General features: G+C 70.8%; 14 protein-coding genes and 1 pseudogene. 9 read left to right on the forward strand and 6 right to left on the reverse strand.

Annotated features, from left to right (window positions below):
• The first annotated feature begins 225 nt into the window (after positions 1-225).
• A complete protein-coding gene (locus LNW71_RS32475) occupies positions 226-1,785 on the forward strand; it encodes a diacylglycerol kinase family protein (protein WP_250971444.1) in 1,560 nt (519 codons plus the stop codon).
• A 49-nt stretch (positions 1,786-1,834) separates the two neighbouring features.
• On the opposite strand, the gene LNW71_RS32480 is transcribed toward LNW71_RS32475, so the two are convergent.
• The gene (locus tag LNW71_RS32480; RefSeq protein ID WP_250971445.1) at positions 1,835-2,398 is read right to left on the reverse strand and encodes a hypothetical protein; all 564 of its coding nucleotides are present in this window, start codon (positions 2,396-2,398) and stop codon (positions 1,835-1,837) included.
• 466 nt (positions 2,399-2,864) lie between these two features.
• Here LNW71_RS32480 and LNW71_RS32485 point away from each other — a divergent pair, with 466 nt between their 5' ends.
• The 3 genes from LNW71_RS32485 (at position 2,865) to LNW71_RS36610 (ending at position 5,403) form a co-directional block, all read left to right on the forward strand.
• Positions 2,865-3,383, forward strand: coding sequence for a hypothetical protein (locus LNW71_RS32485; RefSeq protein ID WP_374119482.1), 519 nt, complete (start codon positions 2,865-2,867; stop codon positions 3,381-3,383).
• Between the two features lie 362 nt (positions 3,384-3,745).
• Positions 3,746-4,489, forward strand: a complete 744-nt coding sequence (locus LNW71_RS32490; protein ID WP_250971446.1) for an IPT/TIG domain-containing protein — start codon at positions 3,746-3,748, stop codon at positions 4,487-4,489.
• A 155-nt stretch (positions 4,490-4,644) separates the two neighbouring features.
• Entirely contained in the window at positions 4,645-5,403 is a 759-nt protein-coding gene (locus LNW71_RS36610) for an IPT/TIG domain-containing protein (RefSeq protein ID WP_250971447.1), read from the forward strand.
• A gap of 117 nt (positions 5,404-5,520) precedes the next feature.
• Here LNW71_RS36610 and LNW71_RS32500 read toward each other — a convergent pair whose 3' ends face one another.
• Positions 5,521-6,090 (reverse strand): histidine phosphatase family protein, encoded by a 570-nt coding sequence (locus LNW71_RS32500; protein WP_250971448.1) that lies wholly within the window; start codon positions 6,088-6,090, stop codon positions 5,521-5,523.
• Between the two features lie 234 nt (positions 6,091-6,324).
• Here LNW71_RS32500 and LNW71_RS32505 point away from each other — a divergent pair, with 234 nt between their 5' ends.
• The 5 genes from LNW71_RS32505 (at position 6,325) to LNW71_RS32525 (ending at position 9,685) form a co-directional block, all read left to right on the forward strand.
• Positions 6,325-6,825 carry an Ig-like domain-containing protein gene (locus LNW71_RS32505; RefSeq protein WP_250971449.1) on the forward strand — a complete coding sequence of 167 codons (501 nt, stop codon included), beginning with the start codon at positions 6,325-6,327 and terminating at the stop codon, positions 6,823-6,825.
• Positions 6,826-7,087: 262 nt separating this feature from the next.
• On the forward strand, positions 7,088-7,687 hold the full coding sequence (locus tag LNW71_RS32510) for a helix-turn-helix transcriptional regulator (protein WP_250971450.1): 600 nt from the start codon (positions 7,088-7,090) through the stop codon (positions 7,685-7,687).
• Between the two features lie 71 nt (positions 7,688-7,758).
• Positions 7,759-8,619: an MFS transporter gene (locus LNW71_RS32515; protein WP_250971451.1), complete on the forward strand. Its 861-nt coding sequence runs from the start codon at positions 7,759-7,761 to the stop codon at positions 8,617-8,619.
• A gap of 74 nt (positions 8,620-8,693) precedes the next feature.
• Positions 8,694-9,008 (forward strand): hypothetical protein, encoded by a 315-nt coding sequence (locus LNW71_RS32520; RefSeq protein ID WP_250971452.1) that lies wholly within the window; start codon positions 8,694-8,696, stop codon positions 9,006-9,008.
• A gap of 236 nt (positions 9,009-9,244) precedes the next feature.
• Positions 9,245-9,685 carry a hypothetical protein gene (locus LNW71_RS32525; RefSeq protein ID WP_250971453.1) on the forward strand — a complete coding sequence of 147 codons (441 nt, stop codon included), beginning with the start codon at positions 9,245-9,247 and terminating at the stop codon, positions 9,683-9,685.
• Between the two features lie 224 nt (positions 9,686-9,909).
• On the opposite strand, the pseudogene LNW71_RS32530 reads toward LNW71_RS32525, so the two are convergent.
• The 4 genes and pseudogenes from LNW71_RS32530 to LNW71_RS32545 all read right to left on the reverse strand — a co-directional run.
• Positions 9,910-11,141 (reverse strand): annotated as a pseudogene (locus LNW71_RS32530) (MFS transporter); the annotation flags it as partial.
• 1 nt (position 11,142) lies between these two features.
• Entirely contained in the window at positions 11,143-12,909 is a 1,767-nt protein-coding gene (locus LNW71_RS32535) for a condensation domain-containing protein (RefSeq protein ID WP_250971454.1), read from the reverse strand.
• Positions 12,910-12,995: 86 nt separating this feature from the next.
• A complete protein-coding gene (locus LNW71_RS32540; RefSeq protein ID WP_250971455.1) occupies positions 12,996-14,321 on the reverse strand; it encodes a DUF6271 family protein in 1,326 nt (441 codons plus the stop codon).
• The gene (locus tag LNW71_RS32545; protein WP_250971456.1) at positions 14,303-15,439 is read right to left on the reverse strand and encodes a phytanoyl-CoA dioxygenase family protein; all 1,137 of its coding nucleotides are present in this window, start codon (positions 15,437-15,439) and stop codon (positions 14,303-14,305) included. The genes LNW71_RS32540 and LNW71_RS32545 overlap by 19 nt, the downstream gene beginning before the upstream one ends.
• Between the last annotated feature and the right edge of the window lie 356 nt (positions 15,440-15,795).

Raw genomic sequence — 15,795 nt, forward strand, 5'->3', positions numbered from 1 at the left:
CAGCCGCTTCCCCTGGCTGCCGGGATCGGGGCTGTTTGCCGACGCTGTCTGCGGCAGGGCGTCGGGCCTTGGCTGTGGAGCTGTCGGTCGCGTCGACGGGCAGTCCCGGTCGGACCTGCACCGTCTCTTCGAACAGAGGTCCGGCCGCAGGTAGGGTGAGGCGGCGCAGCGGTCCGGCCCGGTCGTGTGTAGCGAATTCTCTAGGTGCAGAGGTATGGCGAGCGCATGAAGAGACCTGGACGGCTGTGGAAGATACCGGGGCCCGGAAACCGGCTGGCCGCATCGCTCGCCCTGGCGCGCCCCGCGCGCGGCGACTCCGCGACGCACCTGCTGCGCAGGGCTGCCGGGCACGACGCCGTGTGGCTGGCTGCGGCGACCGTGCTCGGGGCGTCGGGTGGCAGGAATGCCCGACGGGCCGCGTTGCGCGGCATCGGCTCCGTGGCGATCGTCGCGGTGATCAATCACACGCTGGCCAAACCGGCCGCCCGCAGTGCTCGTCCCGTCCTTGACGCGTTCCCCGCGCTGTTTCCCCGTCCGAACACCGCCTCCTTGCCCGCCAGCCCCATGGCATCTGCCGCCGCCTTTGCGACGGGAGTCGTCCTGGAGTCGCCCCGGTACGGGCTCGCCGTGGTGCCGTTCGCCGCAGGCCTCGCCTACGTCCGCGGCCGCGGGGGCCTCGACCACCGGGGGCGTGCGACGGCCGGGGTGATCGTGGGTGTCGGTGCGGCACTCCTCACCTGCCGCTGGTGGCCGGTGAAACCTGAGGCCGCCGCGGCCGCCGCCCCACCACGCAGGCCGGCCCCCGCGCTGCCCGACGGCAAAGGCCTCTACCTGGTGGTCAATCCGTCTTCCGGTATCTCCTGGACCAAGGACACCGCCGAGGCACTGCGCATCCTCCTTCCCGAGGCGACGATCACCGTCTTCGAGCCGGGCGACGATCTCGTGGCACTCCTCGACGAGGCAGCGCTGCGTGCAGTTGCCGACGGCGGGGCGCTGGGAGTGTGCGGTGGCGACGGAACCGTCAACGCGGGCAGTGCGACGGCTGCCCGCCACCGTGTCCCCCTTGCCGTCTTCCCCGGCGGTACCTTCAACCACTTCGCCGTGGACCTCGGCAATCAGACTCTGGAGGACGTCGCCCGAGCGATCCGGGCGGGCGACGCCGTCACAGCGGACGTGGGCCGGGCATCGTCGTTCGAAAGCCCCGGGATCCGCCCCGCTCAGGAGGCCCCCGGCCGCCTGGCCGACGCCTCCCCGGACGGCGGCAGGCAGCAGGTATTCCTCAACACGTTCAGCATCGGCGTCTACTCCGAACTCGTGCACGCCAGGGAGCGGCTGGAGAAGCGGATCGGCAAATGGCCCGCGCTGGCCGTGGGCCTGGCCAAGGTCCTGGCCACCGGCAGCCCCCTCTCGGTGATGATCAACGGCCGTCCCCGCACCATCTGGCTGCTCTTCGCGGGTAACGGCATCTACCACCCGGCCGGCTTCGCCCCGACCTACCGCACACAGCTCGACGACGGCCTGCTCGACGTCCGGGCCGTGGAGGCCGGCACCCCGCTGGCACGCACCCGGCTGCTCCTCGCCGTCCTGACCGGAACCCTGCACAACTCCAGGGTGCTGACGACCGCTCAGGTGCGCAGGCTGGAGCTGGAGGTCCTGCGGGGCGAACCGCACTTCGCCTACGACGGCGAGGTGACCGACGCCACGTACCAGCGCCTGGTGCTCGACAAGATTCCCAAGGCCGTCACGCTGTACCGCCCCGCCGACCAGGACCAGTGGCTGCGCTGACACCGAGTGGCGCACCGGGACCGTACGTGAGGACCGCAGGTCCCGGACGTCAGGTCTGGGTGTTCTCGATTGCCGGGATCAGGAGCCGGAGCAACTTCGTACCGATATCGCCCGGCTCGTAGCTTGGGTAGTCGCCGTCGCGCGCCGGAACCACGTGCAGGTAGTAGTAGGACCGGCTACCCGTGGTGAAGGCGAACCTCATGGGCTGGCTCTTGTCGGCCGGGTAGACGGCGAAGGAGTCTCCTGTGCCGATGTTCTGGGGCACCAGGCGCACTCCGGGAGCTTCGATCCCCGCTCGGTAGTCCTCGCGGCTCACCTGTTCGACGCTCGCGTAGGAGGTCTGGCTGCCCCACGTGCACCCCCAGGGACGCTTGCCGTCAACGGGATCGGGCCGCGTTCCGGCGAAGGTCTCCGGTGAATCGAAGGCCTGCCGGACATCGTCGGCATTCAGTAACGCGCACGTGCTCACCTTCTTGGGAGCAGCCCCCGCTCCCTCTTCGCTGTCGGTCGGCGGCCGGCTTGCCGAGCAGCCCCCCATGGCGAGAGCCCCTGCGAGGACCAGCACGCGAACGAAGCCGTGTCTGAGCCGTCGTATCGGCATGACCGTATCCACCGCATCCTCCTAGGCTTTTCGTTTGGATCATCTGATGGTTGAACGGTGCTGCCGATACTGGAGCGGCGAGCACGGTAGCGATTCCCTGCGTCATCGCTGACAGACCGGACCAACGTCCCACTGATCCAAGCGAACTGCCAAGGGTACCGCGCCAGTTAGGGGTGGCCTCGTGGGTGGGAAGACGGCCCATGAGGCCAATGGTGGCCAGCTGGGTCGTGGCGTCCGGTCAAGATCGGCGAGCAACGGCCCGCTGTGCCCGTGCGCCGAAACGGCCGCCCACGCGCTCGTGGTTGCCGGCTTCGGGCGACGGTCCGAGGCATGCTGGTCGCTGTGGCCGCGGTACCGGACAGGGTGGTACCGGACGCCGTGATTCGGACACGGTGGTACCGGACGCCGAGATACCGGACACAGTGGGTGCACGGCCGAGGGGCGCCGCCCGCGTCCAGTGACAGGTGAGGGGGAGCAGGTGGCGTACGACCGGCGAGCGGAGCTGCCGCCCGGCGTGGAGGCCGGTGTACTGGCGGACCGCCTGAAAGAGCGCATCTACGCGACCATCACGATGATCGCCGTGGTGGTGGGCCTGTCCTTCGGCGAAGTGGATTCCCTCGGTGCCTTCGCCACGGTCCTGACAACAGCTCTGGGCCTGTGGCTTGCGGCGTTCGTCGCCGACCAGCAGGCGCACCGCACCGTGCACGGCCACGTCGCCACCGGCCACGAGCTGCGGCGCATGCTGTACGTCAGCAGCCCGCTGTTGTCCTGCGCCGTGGGCCCGGCCGTGCTGATCGGCCTGGCGGCCCTGGACGTCCTGTCCCTGGATGCCGCGTTGCTGGCCGCGGCGGGCGTGGCCGTCGTCTCCCTCTTTCTGTGGGGCTGCCTGGGCGGGCTGCGCATGGGAGGCGGTGTCCTGGCGGGGGTGGTCGCGGGCCTCGCGGACGCGGTGATCGGTGTGGCTGTGGCCCTGGTGAAGGCGGCTGCCGGGCACTGACACGGCGCCGTTGCCCAAGCCTTCCGTGTTCGTGATGGCCCGGCAGGTGACCGCGTACCACCGGATCGCGTGCCGCCATACGCCCCGCACGCTCCGCCGAACGGTTGATGTCGCGTCAATTGTCTTGGTAGGGGTATCACTCCGATGGGTTAATGCAGGTGTCTGCATCGATGGGCGCTGATCCATCGAGCCGCCGCGGGCGAGCCTCCCTCCCGGGACTGAACTCATCCCGTCCGGACGGGCCTCCGTACACCCCCATCTGCCGGCGGCCGGACGTGTTGGCCTGGGCCTGTCCGGAACACCCGTGGATCGGACACCCAGTCGCTGCTCGGAGAAGGCTTCCGAGTGAGGAGGAACCCCTCATGCCCATCAGTCCCAACCAAGGCTCCACCAGCGGCGGAACAACCGTCACCATCACCGGCGTGAACCTGGCCGGTGCCACCGCCGTCCACTTCGGGTCCCGGACGGCCACGATCACCGCGAACACCCCGACCTCGATCACCGTCATCGACCCCGCGGGCTGCGGTGTCGTCGACGTCAGCGTGACGACCGCAGGAGGGACGAGCAACTCGCTCTCCTTCTTCTACATCAGCCCGCCGATCGCGGTGTCACTCGGCTCGGACTCCGGCCCGACCGCGGGCGGCAACACGGTCACCGTCAACGGTTACGGTCTCTCCACAGCCACCGCCGTGTCCTTCGGCTCCAACAGCGCGACCCCGACGGTCGTCTCGGACAGCCAGCTGTCGGTGGTCGTTCCGGCCGGCAGCTCCAGCGGCTCCGTCGACGTCACCGTCACCACCACCGGGGGCACGACCGCTCCGCTCACCTACGCCTACGTCGACGCGCCGACACTGGTCTCGCTCACACCCAGCTCGGGGCCGTCGTCCGGCGGCACGTCGGTGACCGTCAGCGGCACCGGCCTGGCGTCCACCACGGCCGTCACCTTCGGTGGCGCCGCCGCCTCCTTCGCAGTGCTGAACAGCAGCACGCTGGTGGCCATCACACCGCCCGGCACCACAGGTCCCGTCAACGTCGTCGTGACCACCGAGGGCGGCAGCGCCACCGCCGTTGACGGCTTCACCTACCTGTCCGGTCCCGGCATCTGACGGTGTCTCGGACACTTGGCCGTGCACGGCTCCGGTGAGCTCCGGTCAACCGGCCCGTGCCCAGCGGAAGCGGTGCGGGCGCGCATACGTCCGCCCGCACCGCTTTCGTGATCCCCTCGCGGCCCTGCCAGGCCGACCACACCCTTGGAGTCACCGTGGCCCCTCCCGTCCTCACCTCGGTCGTACCCAACACGGGCCCGGCGGCGGGCACCAATCCCGTGACCCTGACCGGAAGCCAGTTCACCGGGGCCACCGCCGTCACGTTCGGATCTGCGGCCGCCCTGTCGTACACGGTCAACACCCCGTCCACGATCACGGCGACCGTCCCGCCCGGAACCGGCACGGTCAACGTCACGGTGCGCACACCCGCTGGGCTCAGCAACACGATCGCCTACAGCTACGCGCCCACGCCGGCCCTCAGCGCGATCTCGCCGAACCAGGGCCCGACGTCCGGCGGGACCAGCGTGGTGCTCACCGGTGCCGGCCTCACCGGGGCCACCGCCGTCAGCTTCGGCGGCACCCCCGCGACCTCCTACACCGTCAACTCCGCAACCCAGGTCACCGCGGTCGCCCCGCCGGGCACCGGCTCCGTCGCGTGCACCGTCACCGGTCCCGGCGGCACCAGCAACTCCGTCATCTACACCTACCTGGCGGCGCCGGCGCTCACCGCGCTCTCGCCCGCGCAGGGGCCCACGGGCGCGGGCGCCGCCGTGACCCTGACGGGCACCGGGCTGACCACGACATTCGCTGTCCACTTCGGCGCCGCGCCGGCGGCCTTCACCGTGGTGTCGGACACGACCGCGATCGCGATCGCCCCGGCGGGCCCGGCAGGTTCGGTGCCGGTGAACGTCACGACGTCGGGTGGCAGCAGCAACTCGCTCACCTACCAGCGCGTCGCGCCTCCGGCGATCTAGTGCCGGACCAGGCAACGTTGCCCTGTTGCCCTCACACGGCAATAGCTGCAGCCCTGGACCGGCTGTTGCCCTGACACGGCAAGCGCTGCACCCCGGACCGGCTATGGGCGCCCGCGACTACGGCACGTTCCACCCGAGCACGACCGGCAGCTCGTGTTCGTAGCCCAGCGTGTTGATCGTCCCCGGATGCGGGTGCCCGAACTGTCGTCCGGCCGACGCGTCGAGCCCGAGCCAGCGCGCGGCCAGGACGCGTGACAGGTGGCCGTGCGCAACGACGGCCACGTCGCCCTGGTCCAGCAGCGGCCGGACCCGGCCGAGGAAGGCGTCGACCCGTACCGTCACCTGCGCGAGGGCCTCGCCGGCGTCGACGCCGTCGCGCCACAGTTCCCAGCCGGGCTTGAGCTCCTGGATCTGCTCGGCGGTCAGCCCCTCGTAGCGGCCGTAGTCCCACTCGATCAGGTCGGCTTCGGGCTCCGCGCCGCTCAGCCCCGCCAGTTCGGCGGTCCGTACGGCGCGAGTCAGCGGGCTGCTGTAGACGGCGGCGAACTCCCGTTCGGCCAGCCGAGGCGCGAGCGCACGCGCCGCGTCCTCTCCCACCTCGGTCAGCGGCAGGTCGGTGCGGCCGGCGTGCCGGCCGGTCCGGCTCCATGCGGTCTCGCCGTGCCTGATCAACACCATTCGGCCCATGGCTGGGGACCGTATCTCACATCGAACACAGTGCGAACGTTGCCTGATACGCACAGGCCAGTGGCACGGCATCGGCACTACCGGCCTGCTCCAGTCCATTCGAGCGAGCCGATGACTCAGGTGGGTCCGCCGGGACCCGCGCCTCCCGCACATGCCGGCAAAAGCGGCCTAGGGTCACGCTCCGAACCGTCACGGCGGATCCCCGCCTGACGATCAGTCCGAGGAGGCCCTTCAGTGAAAGTGTGTCGTGCAAGCAAAGCCGGACTCCTGGTCGCCGTAGCGGCGGCAGCCACTGTGCTGTCCCTCGCTCCGTCGGCGGCCGCCGCCGATCCGTCCTCGACCACGGTCCAGGCCACTCCCTCCTCGGCGACGACCGGGCAACTGGTGACCCTCGATGCGACGGTGACCTGCAGCTCGGACCCGAGCGGCGGCCTCGGCGTGTCCTTCTTCGACGGCCCGGACCTCCTCGCGACCGCACCCGTCTCCGCCGACGGACACTCCTCACTGACCACCGGTTTCACGGCCACCGGAACCCACACGATCACCGCCGCCTACAACGGCGACGACGGTTGCGGCGCTTCGAGCGACACCACCACCGTCACCGTGTCCCAAGCCCCGGCCCCTCCGGCCGACAATCCGGGCTGCCTGCTGTGCGGGCTGATCGACTTTCACGTCGGGGACATCAAGAACCAGGTCATCGTCAACAGCCACAATGTGACGAACATCGACAGGTAAGGCCGGCCTGCCGGCCGCTGGACGCGCGCGAGGGGTGCCACGGGCCCGTGGCACCCCTCGCGCGCGTCCAGCGAGAGGTCCTGGGGTCCGCCTTCGAGCGAAACCTGCCCAGATCAGGAATGACGCGAGACTGCCCGCTGCGCGAGCGGCCGTCTTCAGGAGCGGTAGCTGTGCAGCTCGGACGGGCGCTCCGGTTCATCACACACCAGCAACAAGGTATGAGAGTTGACTCTCACGCATTATGAGAGAACACTCTCACGCTATGGAGCGTGGGAATCGCCTGGGCGATATCGAGATCACTGAACCGAAGGCCATGCGAGCGCTGGCGCACCCGGTGCGGCTGGCGATCCTCGAACGCCTGCAACGGCACGGGGCCGCGACGGCGACGCAGTTGTCACCCGATGTCGGAGCCACCCCGTCCGTGACCAGTTGGCACCTGCGCCACCTGGCGGGCTTCGGGCTGGTCCGCGACGCCGAAGCCGGAGGGGATCGCCGGGAGCGGCGGTGGGAGGCGGTGGCGCGGGGTTTCCGGTTCGCGATGCCGGAGGACGATGAGGGCCGGTCCGCCGCGCGGGTGCTGTCCAGGGAGATGTTCGACCGTGCCGCCGGCCTGCCGCATCGGTGGGTTGCCGAGACCGAACCTGACCTCGATCAGGTGTGGCGCGGGCTCGCGGGGCTGGCGAACACCCGCGTAGTGGTGTCGCCCGAAGAACTCGCGGCCATCGAGGACGCGATCGAAGGCGTCCTCGCGCCCTACGTGACGCGCGACCCGGCGCAGCGGCCGAGCGGCAGCCGTGACGTCAGGCTGCTGCGCTACGTCCTGCCGGAGGCCGCCGAGGAGCAGAAGAGCGACGGGATATGAGGAGTCATCAGGAACGCGCATCCGACGCGTCCTTGTGGCGGAATCGTCGGTTCGTTCGCTTCTGGGCGGGGATGTCGGTCTCGCAGTTCGGCGACCGGATATCCGAACTGGCCTTACCCCTGATCGCCGTGGCGTCGCTGCACGCCTCGGCCGGTCAAGTCGCATGCCTGACCGCGCTTGCCTGGGCCCCGAATCTCCTCGCCGTCGTGCTGGGAGCCTGGGTCGACCACCACACGCACAAGCGCCGCCTGATGGTCCTCGCCGATCTGATACGTGCGGGCGCCCTGCTCATCCTGCCGGCCGCATACCTGTTGGGCGGCGTGACGCTTCTCGGGTTGTACGCCGTGGCACTGGTGACCGGCGCCGCGGCCGTGCTGTTCAACACCGCCTATCCGCCCTTCTTCGCCCACCTCGTGCCACGCTCGTCCTACGTCGACGCGAACAGCAAGCTCAGCGCCGGCCGGTCTGCCTCCCAGGTCGTCGGCCCCGCCGTCGGCGGTGCCCTCGTCCAGGCTCTGACAGCGCCCGTCGCCGTGATCGCCGACGCGCTGTCCTTCCTCGCCTCCGCCGCCCTGATCGGGCCGATCCGGGTCGACGAACCAGCCGTCGCCGCCGATGAGGCGGCAGGGCCTTCGCTGCTGCGGCGGGCCGGAGAGGGGCTGGTCTTCGTGGTACGTCACCCCGTACTGCGGGCGAGCCTCGGCTGCGCGACGACCCTCAACTTCTTCACCTTCATGTCGAGCACCGGTTTGACCGTCCTGTTCGCCGACCGGGTGCTCGGCCTTTCCGCAGGGGCCATCGGGCTGGCATTCGGAATCGGGTCAACCGGCGCTGTCGTGGGCGCGGTACTGGCCCCGAAGATCTCGCGACGGATCGGCGTGGGACGCAGCATCGCGGCAGGCGCCGTACTGTTCCCGACCCCCTCGCGATAGCCGCCACCGCGAGCGGCCCCACATGGGCCTGCGCAGGAGCTCTGGGCGCGGCGGAGTTCCTCGCCGGAATCGGCGTGATGCTGTTCGACGTCAACCTCAACTCCCTGCAAGCCGCGGTGATACCGGATGGCATGCGCAGTCGAGTGGCCGGTGCCTACAGCACGGTGAACTACGGCATACGCCCGGTCGGTGCGCTCGTGGGTGGCGCGCTCGCCGACCTCATCGGGCTCAGGACCACCCTGATCACGACCGCCGTCGGAGGAGCGCTGTCGCTGCTCTGGCTGCTCCCTTCACCCATACCGCGCATCCGCTCCCTGGCTCCGGACAATCCACCGCCCGCCGCCGAAGGCGCCGGGCAGGGAGCCGACAGGTACCTCAACGACACATAGGTGGGTCTCTCGGCCGCGAGTACCCCCAGGGCCTCAAGGGCCGCCGGCCGGGAGCGGTGCATGGGCCGGCCCCGGCCGGATGAGTCGCGGGCAGCCCGGCCCGGGGGTGGAACCAGTACGCCATCCCTCTTCACCCTGTCCTTGAACCCGGGCAGGCTCCAAGGGCTGTCCGGGCGACCAACTCCCGAGCGCCTCGATGGTAATTTGACCGGAATAGCGGGAGGGAGGGGGAACAGGTGGACGCTGCCCTGCGGTGTGCAGCTGTCGTGGCGCTGGGCGCGCTCGGGCGAAGCCAGGACTACCGTGACCGGGCGGCCGCCGGTCACAGCCTGGCGGGGTTCGCCGAGATGCCGGAGGCCGGCGGGCCGTTGCGGGAACTCGTACTCGACCGCGGCGACACCCTCGTCACCCGGCGGACCGCGGAGGCCTTGCTCCGGCGCAATGACAGGGCCGGGCTGACGATCGTCGCGTCCGCGCTGGCAGGCGCCGACGCGAATCACAGCGACTGGATCCACACCGCGGTCGATGACGTGTTCAGCGTCTTCTCCGAGGACCGGGACGTGGCGCTACGGCTCTGCGAGGAGATGTCGCGGGACACCGACGGCCGCGTGGCTCTGGGCGCACGTCAGCTGCACGAGGCCCTGGCGGAGATCGACCCTGTTCTTCGCCCCGCATAGCGCGGCCTCGACCGGGCTTTCCTGGCATACGGGCGTCATGGCGTCCTCAGGAGACGCCGGAGACCTCAGGTGACCGCTACCTCGTCCCCGCCCGGTACGGATGGCGTCGTGCCGGCCGCACGCACAGAGGAAACAGCTACCGCGCCGCCAGGTCCCTCCGTCGTGGGTGCGGTGAGCGATTCGACGTTCCGCATGTCGGGCACGGGCGTCTCGGCGGGCGTCAGCGGGGCGCGGCCCAGGCCGCGTATCGCCGGGATCGAGAGCATCACGGCGATGCACACGAGGCCCATGCCCGACGAGAAGAGCAGTACGTGGTCGGCGCCGACGATTTCCGCCGCCGGGCCGGACAGGGCCCGGCCCAGTGGGATGACCATGATCGACCCGGCGACGTCGTACGCGGAGACACGGCTGAGGACGGCCAGCGGGATGTGGGTCTGCACGCTGGTCGCCCACATCACGCCCCAGAAGGCGAAACCGCAGCCCGCGATCATCCCGGTGACCGCCGCTACGGGGAAGGACCAACCCAGTGCGGGGGCAAGCGGGTTGAGGGAGAAGAAGAACATCGCGCAGGCCCCCGCCACCAGTGGCCGCCGGGGCCGGACCCGCATACCGAGGAGGCCGCCGACGATGGTGCCGGCGCCGTCGGCGGACGCGATCCAGCCGAAGCCGCCCGCCCCGTGCTGCTCGGTCAGGAGCGCTGCGCCCAGGGGCAGGGACGGGCCGAAGACGAACAGGCCGTACACCGCCCACACCGCGATGACCCCCACAGCCAGGATCGGGAACGGAACTCCTGCCATCCGGTGGCCAGGCGCTGCCAGATCGGGTCGTTTCCCTCGTCCCGGGCCGTGCTGAGCTTCCGCAGGGGCAGGAGGCCCAGTGCGCTGAGGGCGTACGCGGCCGCGATCGCGAGGTAGGAGCCCGCCACGTCCCAGTAGGCGACCAGCAGTCCGGCGAGGCCGGGGCCGATCAATGTGCTGATCGCCTCGGAGACACGCAGCAGCGCGTTGGCGCGCTGGATGTCCTCGGCGACCTGGGGGATCATGCTCGCCAGTCCCGGCTGGAACATGGCGGTCGCCGCCCCACTCAGGGCCATCAGTGCCATGATCTGCCAGAGGCGAACGTCGGTGGTCACCAGGAGTGCGGCCAGGGCGAGCATCGCCACCATGCGTACGGCGTCGGCCCCGACCATCATCACCTGCGGGCTGAACTTGTCGGCGAGCACGCCGCCGAACAGGACCAGCAGGGCGATCGGCGCCATCCACGCGGCGAGCGCGTAACCCACGCCTCCGGCGCCGTAGCCGGCGCCGAGCACGGCGGTGGTGAGGGAGACCATCAGCATGCCGTCGGCCAGCAACGAGGTGCTGCGTGCCGTGAAGAAGAGCCGGAAGCGGTGGGAGCTCCACGGGCTCGGGAGGGCGTCCGGCTTCGGCTGTTCGGTGGAGTCGTCTTGGGTCATGTCACATCGTCCGGTCGCGACCGGTCCCTTCCATGAGAATGTTCCGGCTGAGCCACGCCGAGGTGAGGTCGGTCCGGGCCGGCGGGTCCTGGACGATCACGTACCGCTGCGGGGCCAGCCGCCCGGGGTTGCCGGAGAGCGTCCGCATCAGCGCGGAGTGGGCCTGCGCGGGTGTCAGCGGTGCGTCGCCGGATGCGATGAACGCCGTGAGTGTCCGGGAGTCCGGGTCGTGGGCGCTCGTATCGGTGCTGTCCGCAGCTTGCGCGGCTACGTGCACGGGCAGGCCGCCGAGCGCCGCCGCCAGGCCGTCCGCCACAGCTGACGGTGAGACCCAGCAGCCGTCCACCCGGTGCCAGCCGGCGGGACGGGTGGCAGGCCGCACGCCCGTGATCCCGGTGAGTGCGTCGAGCGGTACGTCCGCCTCGGCGGACGCCTCCAGGAGCTGTACGAGACCGGTCAGGAAGCCCTCGGCCTCCGCGCTCGGGAAGAGCTGTGCGTCCGTCCACAGGCTGAGGTGGAGCAGGGGAGCGATGGTGTGGACGAAGCTGAGGAGGCGGGTCGGCAGGACCTGCTCCGGTCCCCAGTCCAGTTCGAGATCGGGTGCCTGGGTCCTTTGGGCGACGACGGGCGCGAAGGTCGCGGACAGCGAGCTGATGTCGTTGAACACGACATCGCGCGCGAAGTGGCTGCCGCGCTCGGACGTGACGGACCCGATCATCTCCCACAGTGCCAGGGAGTCGAACTGGCTGTGCCGGTAGGCGTTCAGACCCGCGCCCCACGCCTTGCGGAGCAGCGCGTCGAACGAGGGGACCTGGACGTCGAGGAAGAGCAGGGCGTCCTGCGAGAGGGTGGTGACCGACCGGGCGAGACGGGTGGCGAACCGGTTCGATGTCGGTACGGCGGCCACACACGAGGTCTGGCCCGCCCGGTGGGCGACGAGCACGCACCACGCCGACAGCAGCACGGTGGACGGCAGCGCGCCGGTGCGCTCCGCAGTCCGGGCCAGCGCCCGGCCGCCTCTGAGCGAGCGGAGTGTGAGTCGGCGCTGCACGCTCTCGGATCCCACCGCACGCGGTTCGGCGAACATCGCCTGGGGTCCCGTGCGCAGGACCCGTTCCCAGTACCGCAGGGACTCCTCGGACTTGCGCCTGCCGGTCGGGGTGGCCTCCTCGGCGGCGAGACCCAGCGGGGTGAACGCCGAGACGGGAGGCAGGGGATCGCCCGCCAGCAGTGCCAGCCACTCCTCGCGCAGCACGGCGAGGGCGCTGCCGTCGGTCGCCGCATGACTGGCCGCCAGGGCGACGAAGCGCAGGGCGCCGTCGAAGCCGAGGAGGGTGATCCGCAGCGGGAAGTCGCGGTCGAGGTGGAACCGTTCGGCACGGGCGTCCTGCGCCACCTGCTCGGCGTACTGCGCCGGTTCGCCGGTGAAGTCCGTGTGGTCGGTGACGGTGACGGTGAACGAGCCTTCGGCGGCTACCTCCTGTTCCCGGTGCGTGGTGCCGGGGGAGCGGGGGAACGTCGTACGGAGAGCATCGTGGCGCACCGCCAGGCAGCGCAGTGCGTCGATTGCCGCGTCGACAGTGGTGCCGGGGGGCGCGGGCCACACGTCGTGGATGTTGATCTGCACCGGCTCGTCCCGCAGGATGCAGCGGATCATGTTGGCCTGGCCCATGGTGAGCGGACCGTGGCCCCTCTCGCCGCCCGCGTAGGCGACGGTCAGGGTGCGGGTGCTCGACGACGGCCGTACGGAGGAGGCGACCGCCGTCACCGGCGTGCCGTCCGAGCGGCCCGGCGCGTCCTGGGGGCGGTGGCCGGTGGGTGGTTCATGTGATGCCTTTCGCTCGCGGGGGCGGGTCAGAGGGACGCGGCCGGTGAGGCCGCTGTCGGCCCGGTGCGGCGGGCGGTGCGGGTCAGCGGCTCCCACGCGTCGATCAGCAGCGCGAAGTCGTCCATGTCCGCGCGGGCGCGGTCGATGAGGCTGCCGCGACGGGTCGCGAACAGGTCGGCTGCGGCGGTGTAGCGGCCGCCCAGCGAGCGGTAGCAGCGGTCCAGCACGTCCAGGCGCTCGGAGTTCACCGCCGGGTCCAGCGCGGTGGCCTCCCGGACGTGGTCGGCGACGGCCGGGGCGCGGACGTGTCCGTCGGCGTCGAGGAGCGTGTCACCTGCTGCGCGCATCCGGGTGTACACGGCGTCCAGGTAGGGCGTGGACAGCAGGAACTTCGCCAGCCGCAACTGGTAGGCGAGGAAGCCGCTCTCCGAACGCCGTTCTCCCGTGTGGTAGTTGATGATGTGCCGGTTGTGCAGGACACCGGGAAGCCTGGCGTTCTGCGCCAGGTGGATGAGGAAGTAGTCGCTGCCGATGGTGTCGAGGGCGGGCGGCAGCGGCACCCGGCGGTACACCTCGCGGTCGAAGGCGATGTTGCACATGTCCACCTGCGTCGCGGCGACGAGCGTCAGGGTGGTGAGGTCGGCGGTGTACGGGGTGGTCCCGGCGCCCCGGAACGAGCTCTCGACGAGGCTGCGGCGCCAGATCTCCGGCTGGCCGGAGGGTATCGAGAGGCCGATGACCTCGTGGTAGACGGCTGGATCGAGCCGGCGGATCTCCTCGACGTCCACGGACATCTCGCCGACGAACGAGCCGCCGACCAGGGACACCGGCCGGTGCGCGTACGCCGGGTCCAGCCGGCGCTTCGACACCAGGCCCGCCGCTTCGGACGCGGGCAGGCCCAGCGACTCCAGTTCGTGGTGCAGCGGGAAGACCGGGGCGCCGTCCGCCGACTGGTAGCGGCTGTCGGAGTCCCGCCGGTGGGTGGAGGAGCAGCCCAGGGCCTCCGCGATCAGGAACGCGCGGTTGGTGCAGGCTCCGTAGGACACGCCCTGCGGCAGCAGCAGGGCGAGCACCTTCTCCGGCCGGGCGACTCCGGAGCGGCTGATGACCTCCCGCAGCAGGGAACGCTGGGCGTCCTCGTCCATGTGGTGGACGCTCACGCCGGGCTCGGGGGTCAGCGCCTCGACCGCCTTGCGGTGCACGGCGCGCGCCGGGGCGTCGGCGGAGTCCAGGATCAGCAGCCGGACTTCGGCCCCGAAGGCACGGGCGCCGTGCGCCGCCTCTTCGGCGACGGCGGCGATCGTCGCCTCGCAGGCGCGGTCGGTGGGAAGGGTCAGGCAGATGCGGCGCACGAGGACGCTTCGCTCCGTTCACCGTCGGCCGCGGAGGAGTCCGCCGTGGTGCTGGCGCCGTCCACCGCGGTGCGGTCGTCCTCGGCGTCCTGCCACGAGGCCAGCCCGAGAAGACGGCTGCCCAGCGGGGTGAGTTCGGCGGTGGGGTACCGCTTGGACTCGTGCAGCACGGGATCGCCGACGAGGGTGCGGTTCCAGCGCGGGGTGCGCAGGTGCCGCCAGGACTCGACCCGGGACTGCCGCAGCCGGGAGTGCTCCTCCAGGGCGGGCATCATCGACAGGTACTGGACGGCCCGCACCCCGTCCGAGGAGATGTTGCGCGCCACGCCGTGGGCGAGGAGGCCGTTCCAGATGAGCAGGTCGCCGGGGTGCAGCTCGGGCCGGACGACCGGCAGTTCGGTCCGGTCGATGGCAGGGCGCAGCGGGTCGCGGTCGGCGCTCTGGCCGATCCGCCACTCCTCGAACTGCCTGAACAGTTCTGGACAGCACTGGAATCCGCCCGTCTCCGGCCGGGTGTCGTTCAGCGCGATGATGCCCTGCACGCGCTGCGGCGGGACGCCGAGCGTGGTGTCGATGTCCCAGTGCAGCTCGATGTCGAAGCCGCGGTCCGTGGGTTCGATCAGGGCACGGTCGCGGTTGCGGACGTTGGGCGGATTGAGGTTCAGCCGGTCCAGCGTCACCCACAGCTCCTCGCAGTCCCACACGTCGACGAAGGCGTCGTACACGCGCTGGGCCTGGCGGTTGTCCCAGAGCAGTTGGTGGTGGTACGCCTCGACGAAGCCGTAGACGTGCAGTTGCTGGTCGAGTTCGGAGCGGAAGGGCCGGTCCTCGTACCAGCTTTCGGGGCGGTCGGGGTCGAGCCCCTGGAACTCCCAGGTGAAGTCCATCAGTTGACGCGCTGTCGCCGGTGGGACCGCCTCGCGGACGATGACGTACCCGTACGTCTGCCAGTGTGCGAAGTCCTCCTCGGACAGCACCCGGAGCGGGCGGCTCTTCTTCAGCTCCCGCAGGGTGCTCTGCGCGAGGTAGGCCTCGCCGTCCGCGCTGAAGTACGGGACGTCCGTCGCCGCCCGGTGCAGACGGGGGCGTCGCCGAGGGCGGGGAACGGGGGGCGTCATGGGGTCCCTTCCAGCGGAAGTCGGTGGGCGCCACGGGAGGTGCGGCAGGTGTGCGGCCCGGCCGCGGGTGCGGACGACGGGCAGCACGGGGTGGCCCTCGGCGGAGCGACGGCGGCAGGCTGCGTGGACGGACGACGGCTGCGGGGCGGAGGAGGACGTCCACGTCGCTGAGCAGAATTGGTCCAGACCTGCCCCGCTGTCAAGTCGCGGCCTCGGTATGGGGGCAGATGCCGCACCGGGCTGCCAGGTGTACCTCGAAGCGCCGTAGGGGCAAGCGCCGTTGACGAACTTCTTTGGTCTAGACAACTCCTCGGCTGCTGGCCTAAGGTCCCACTGCGTGGCTGCGGCCCCCATCT

This window comes from Streptomyces sp. RKAG290, assembly GCF_023701695.1.
Taxonomy (GTDB): Bacteria; Actinomycetota; Actinomycetes; order Streptomycetales; family Streptomycetaceae; genus Streptomyces.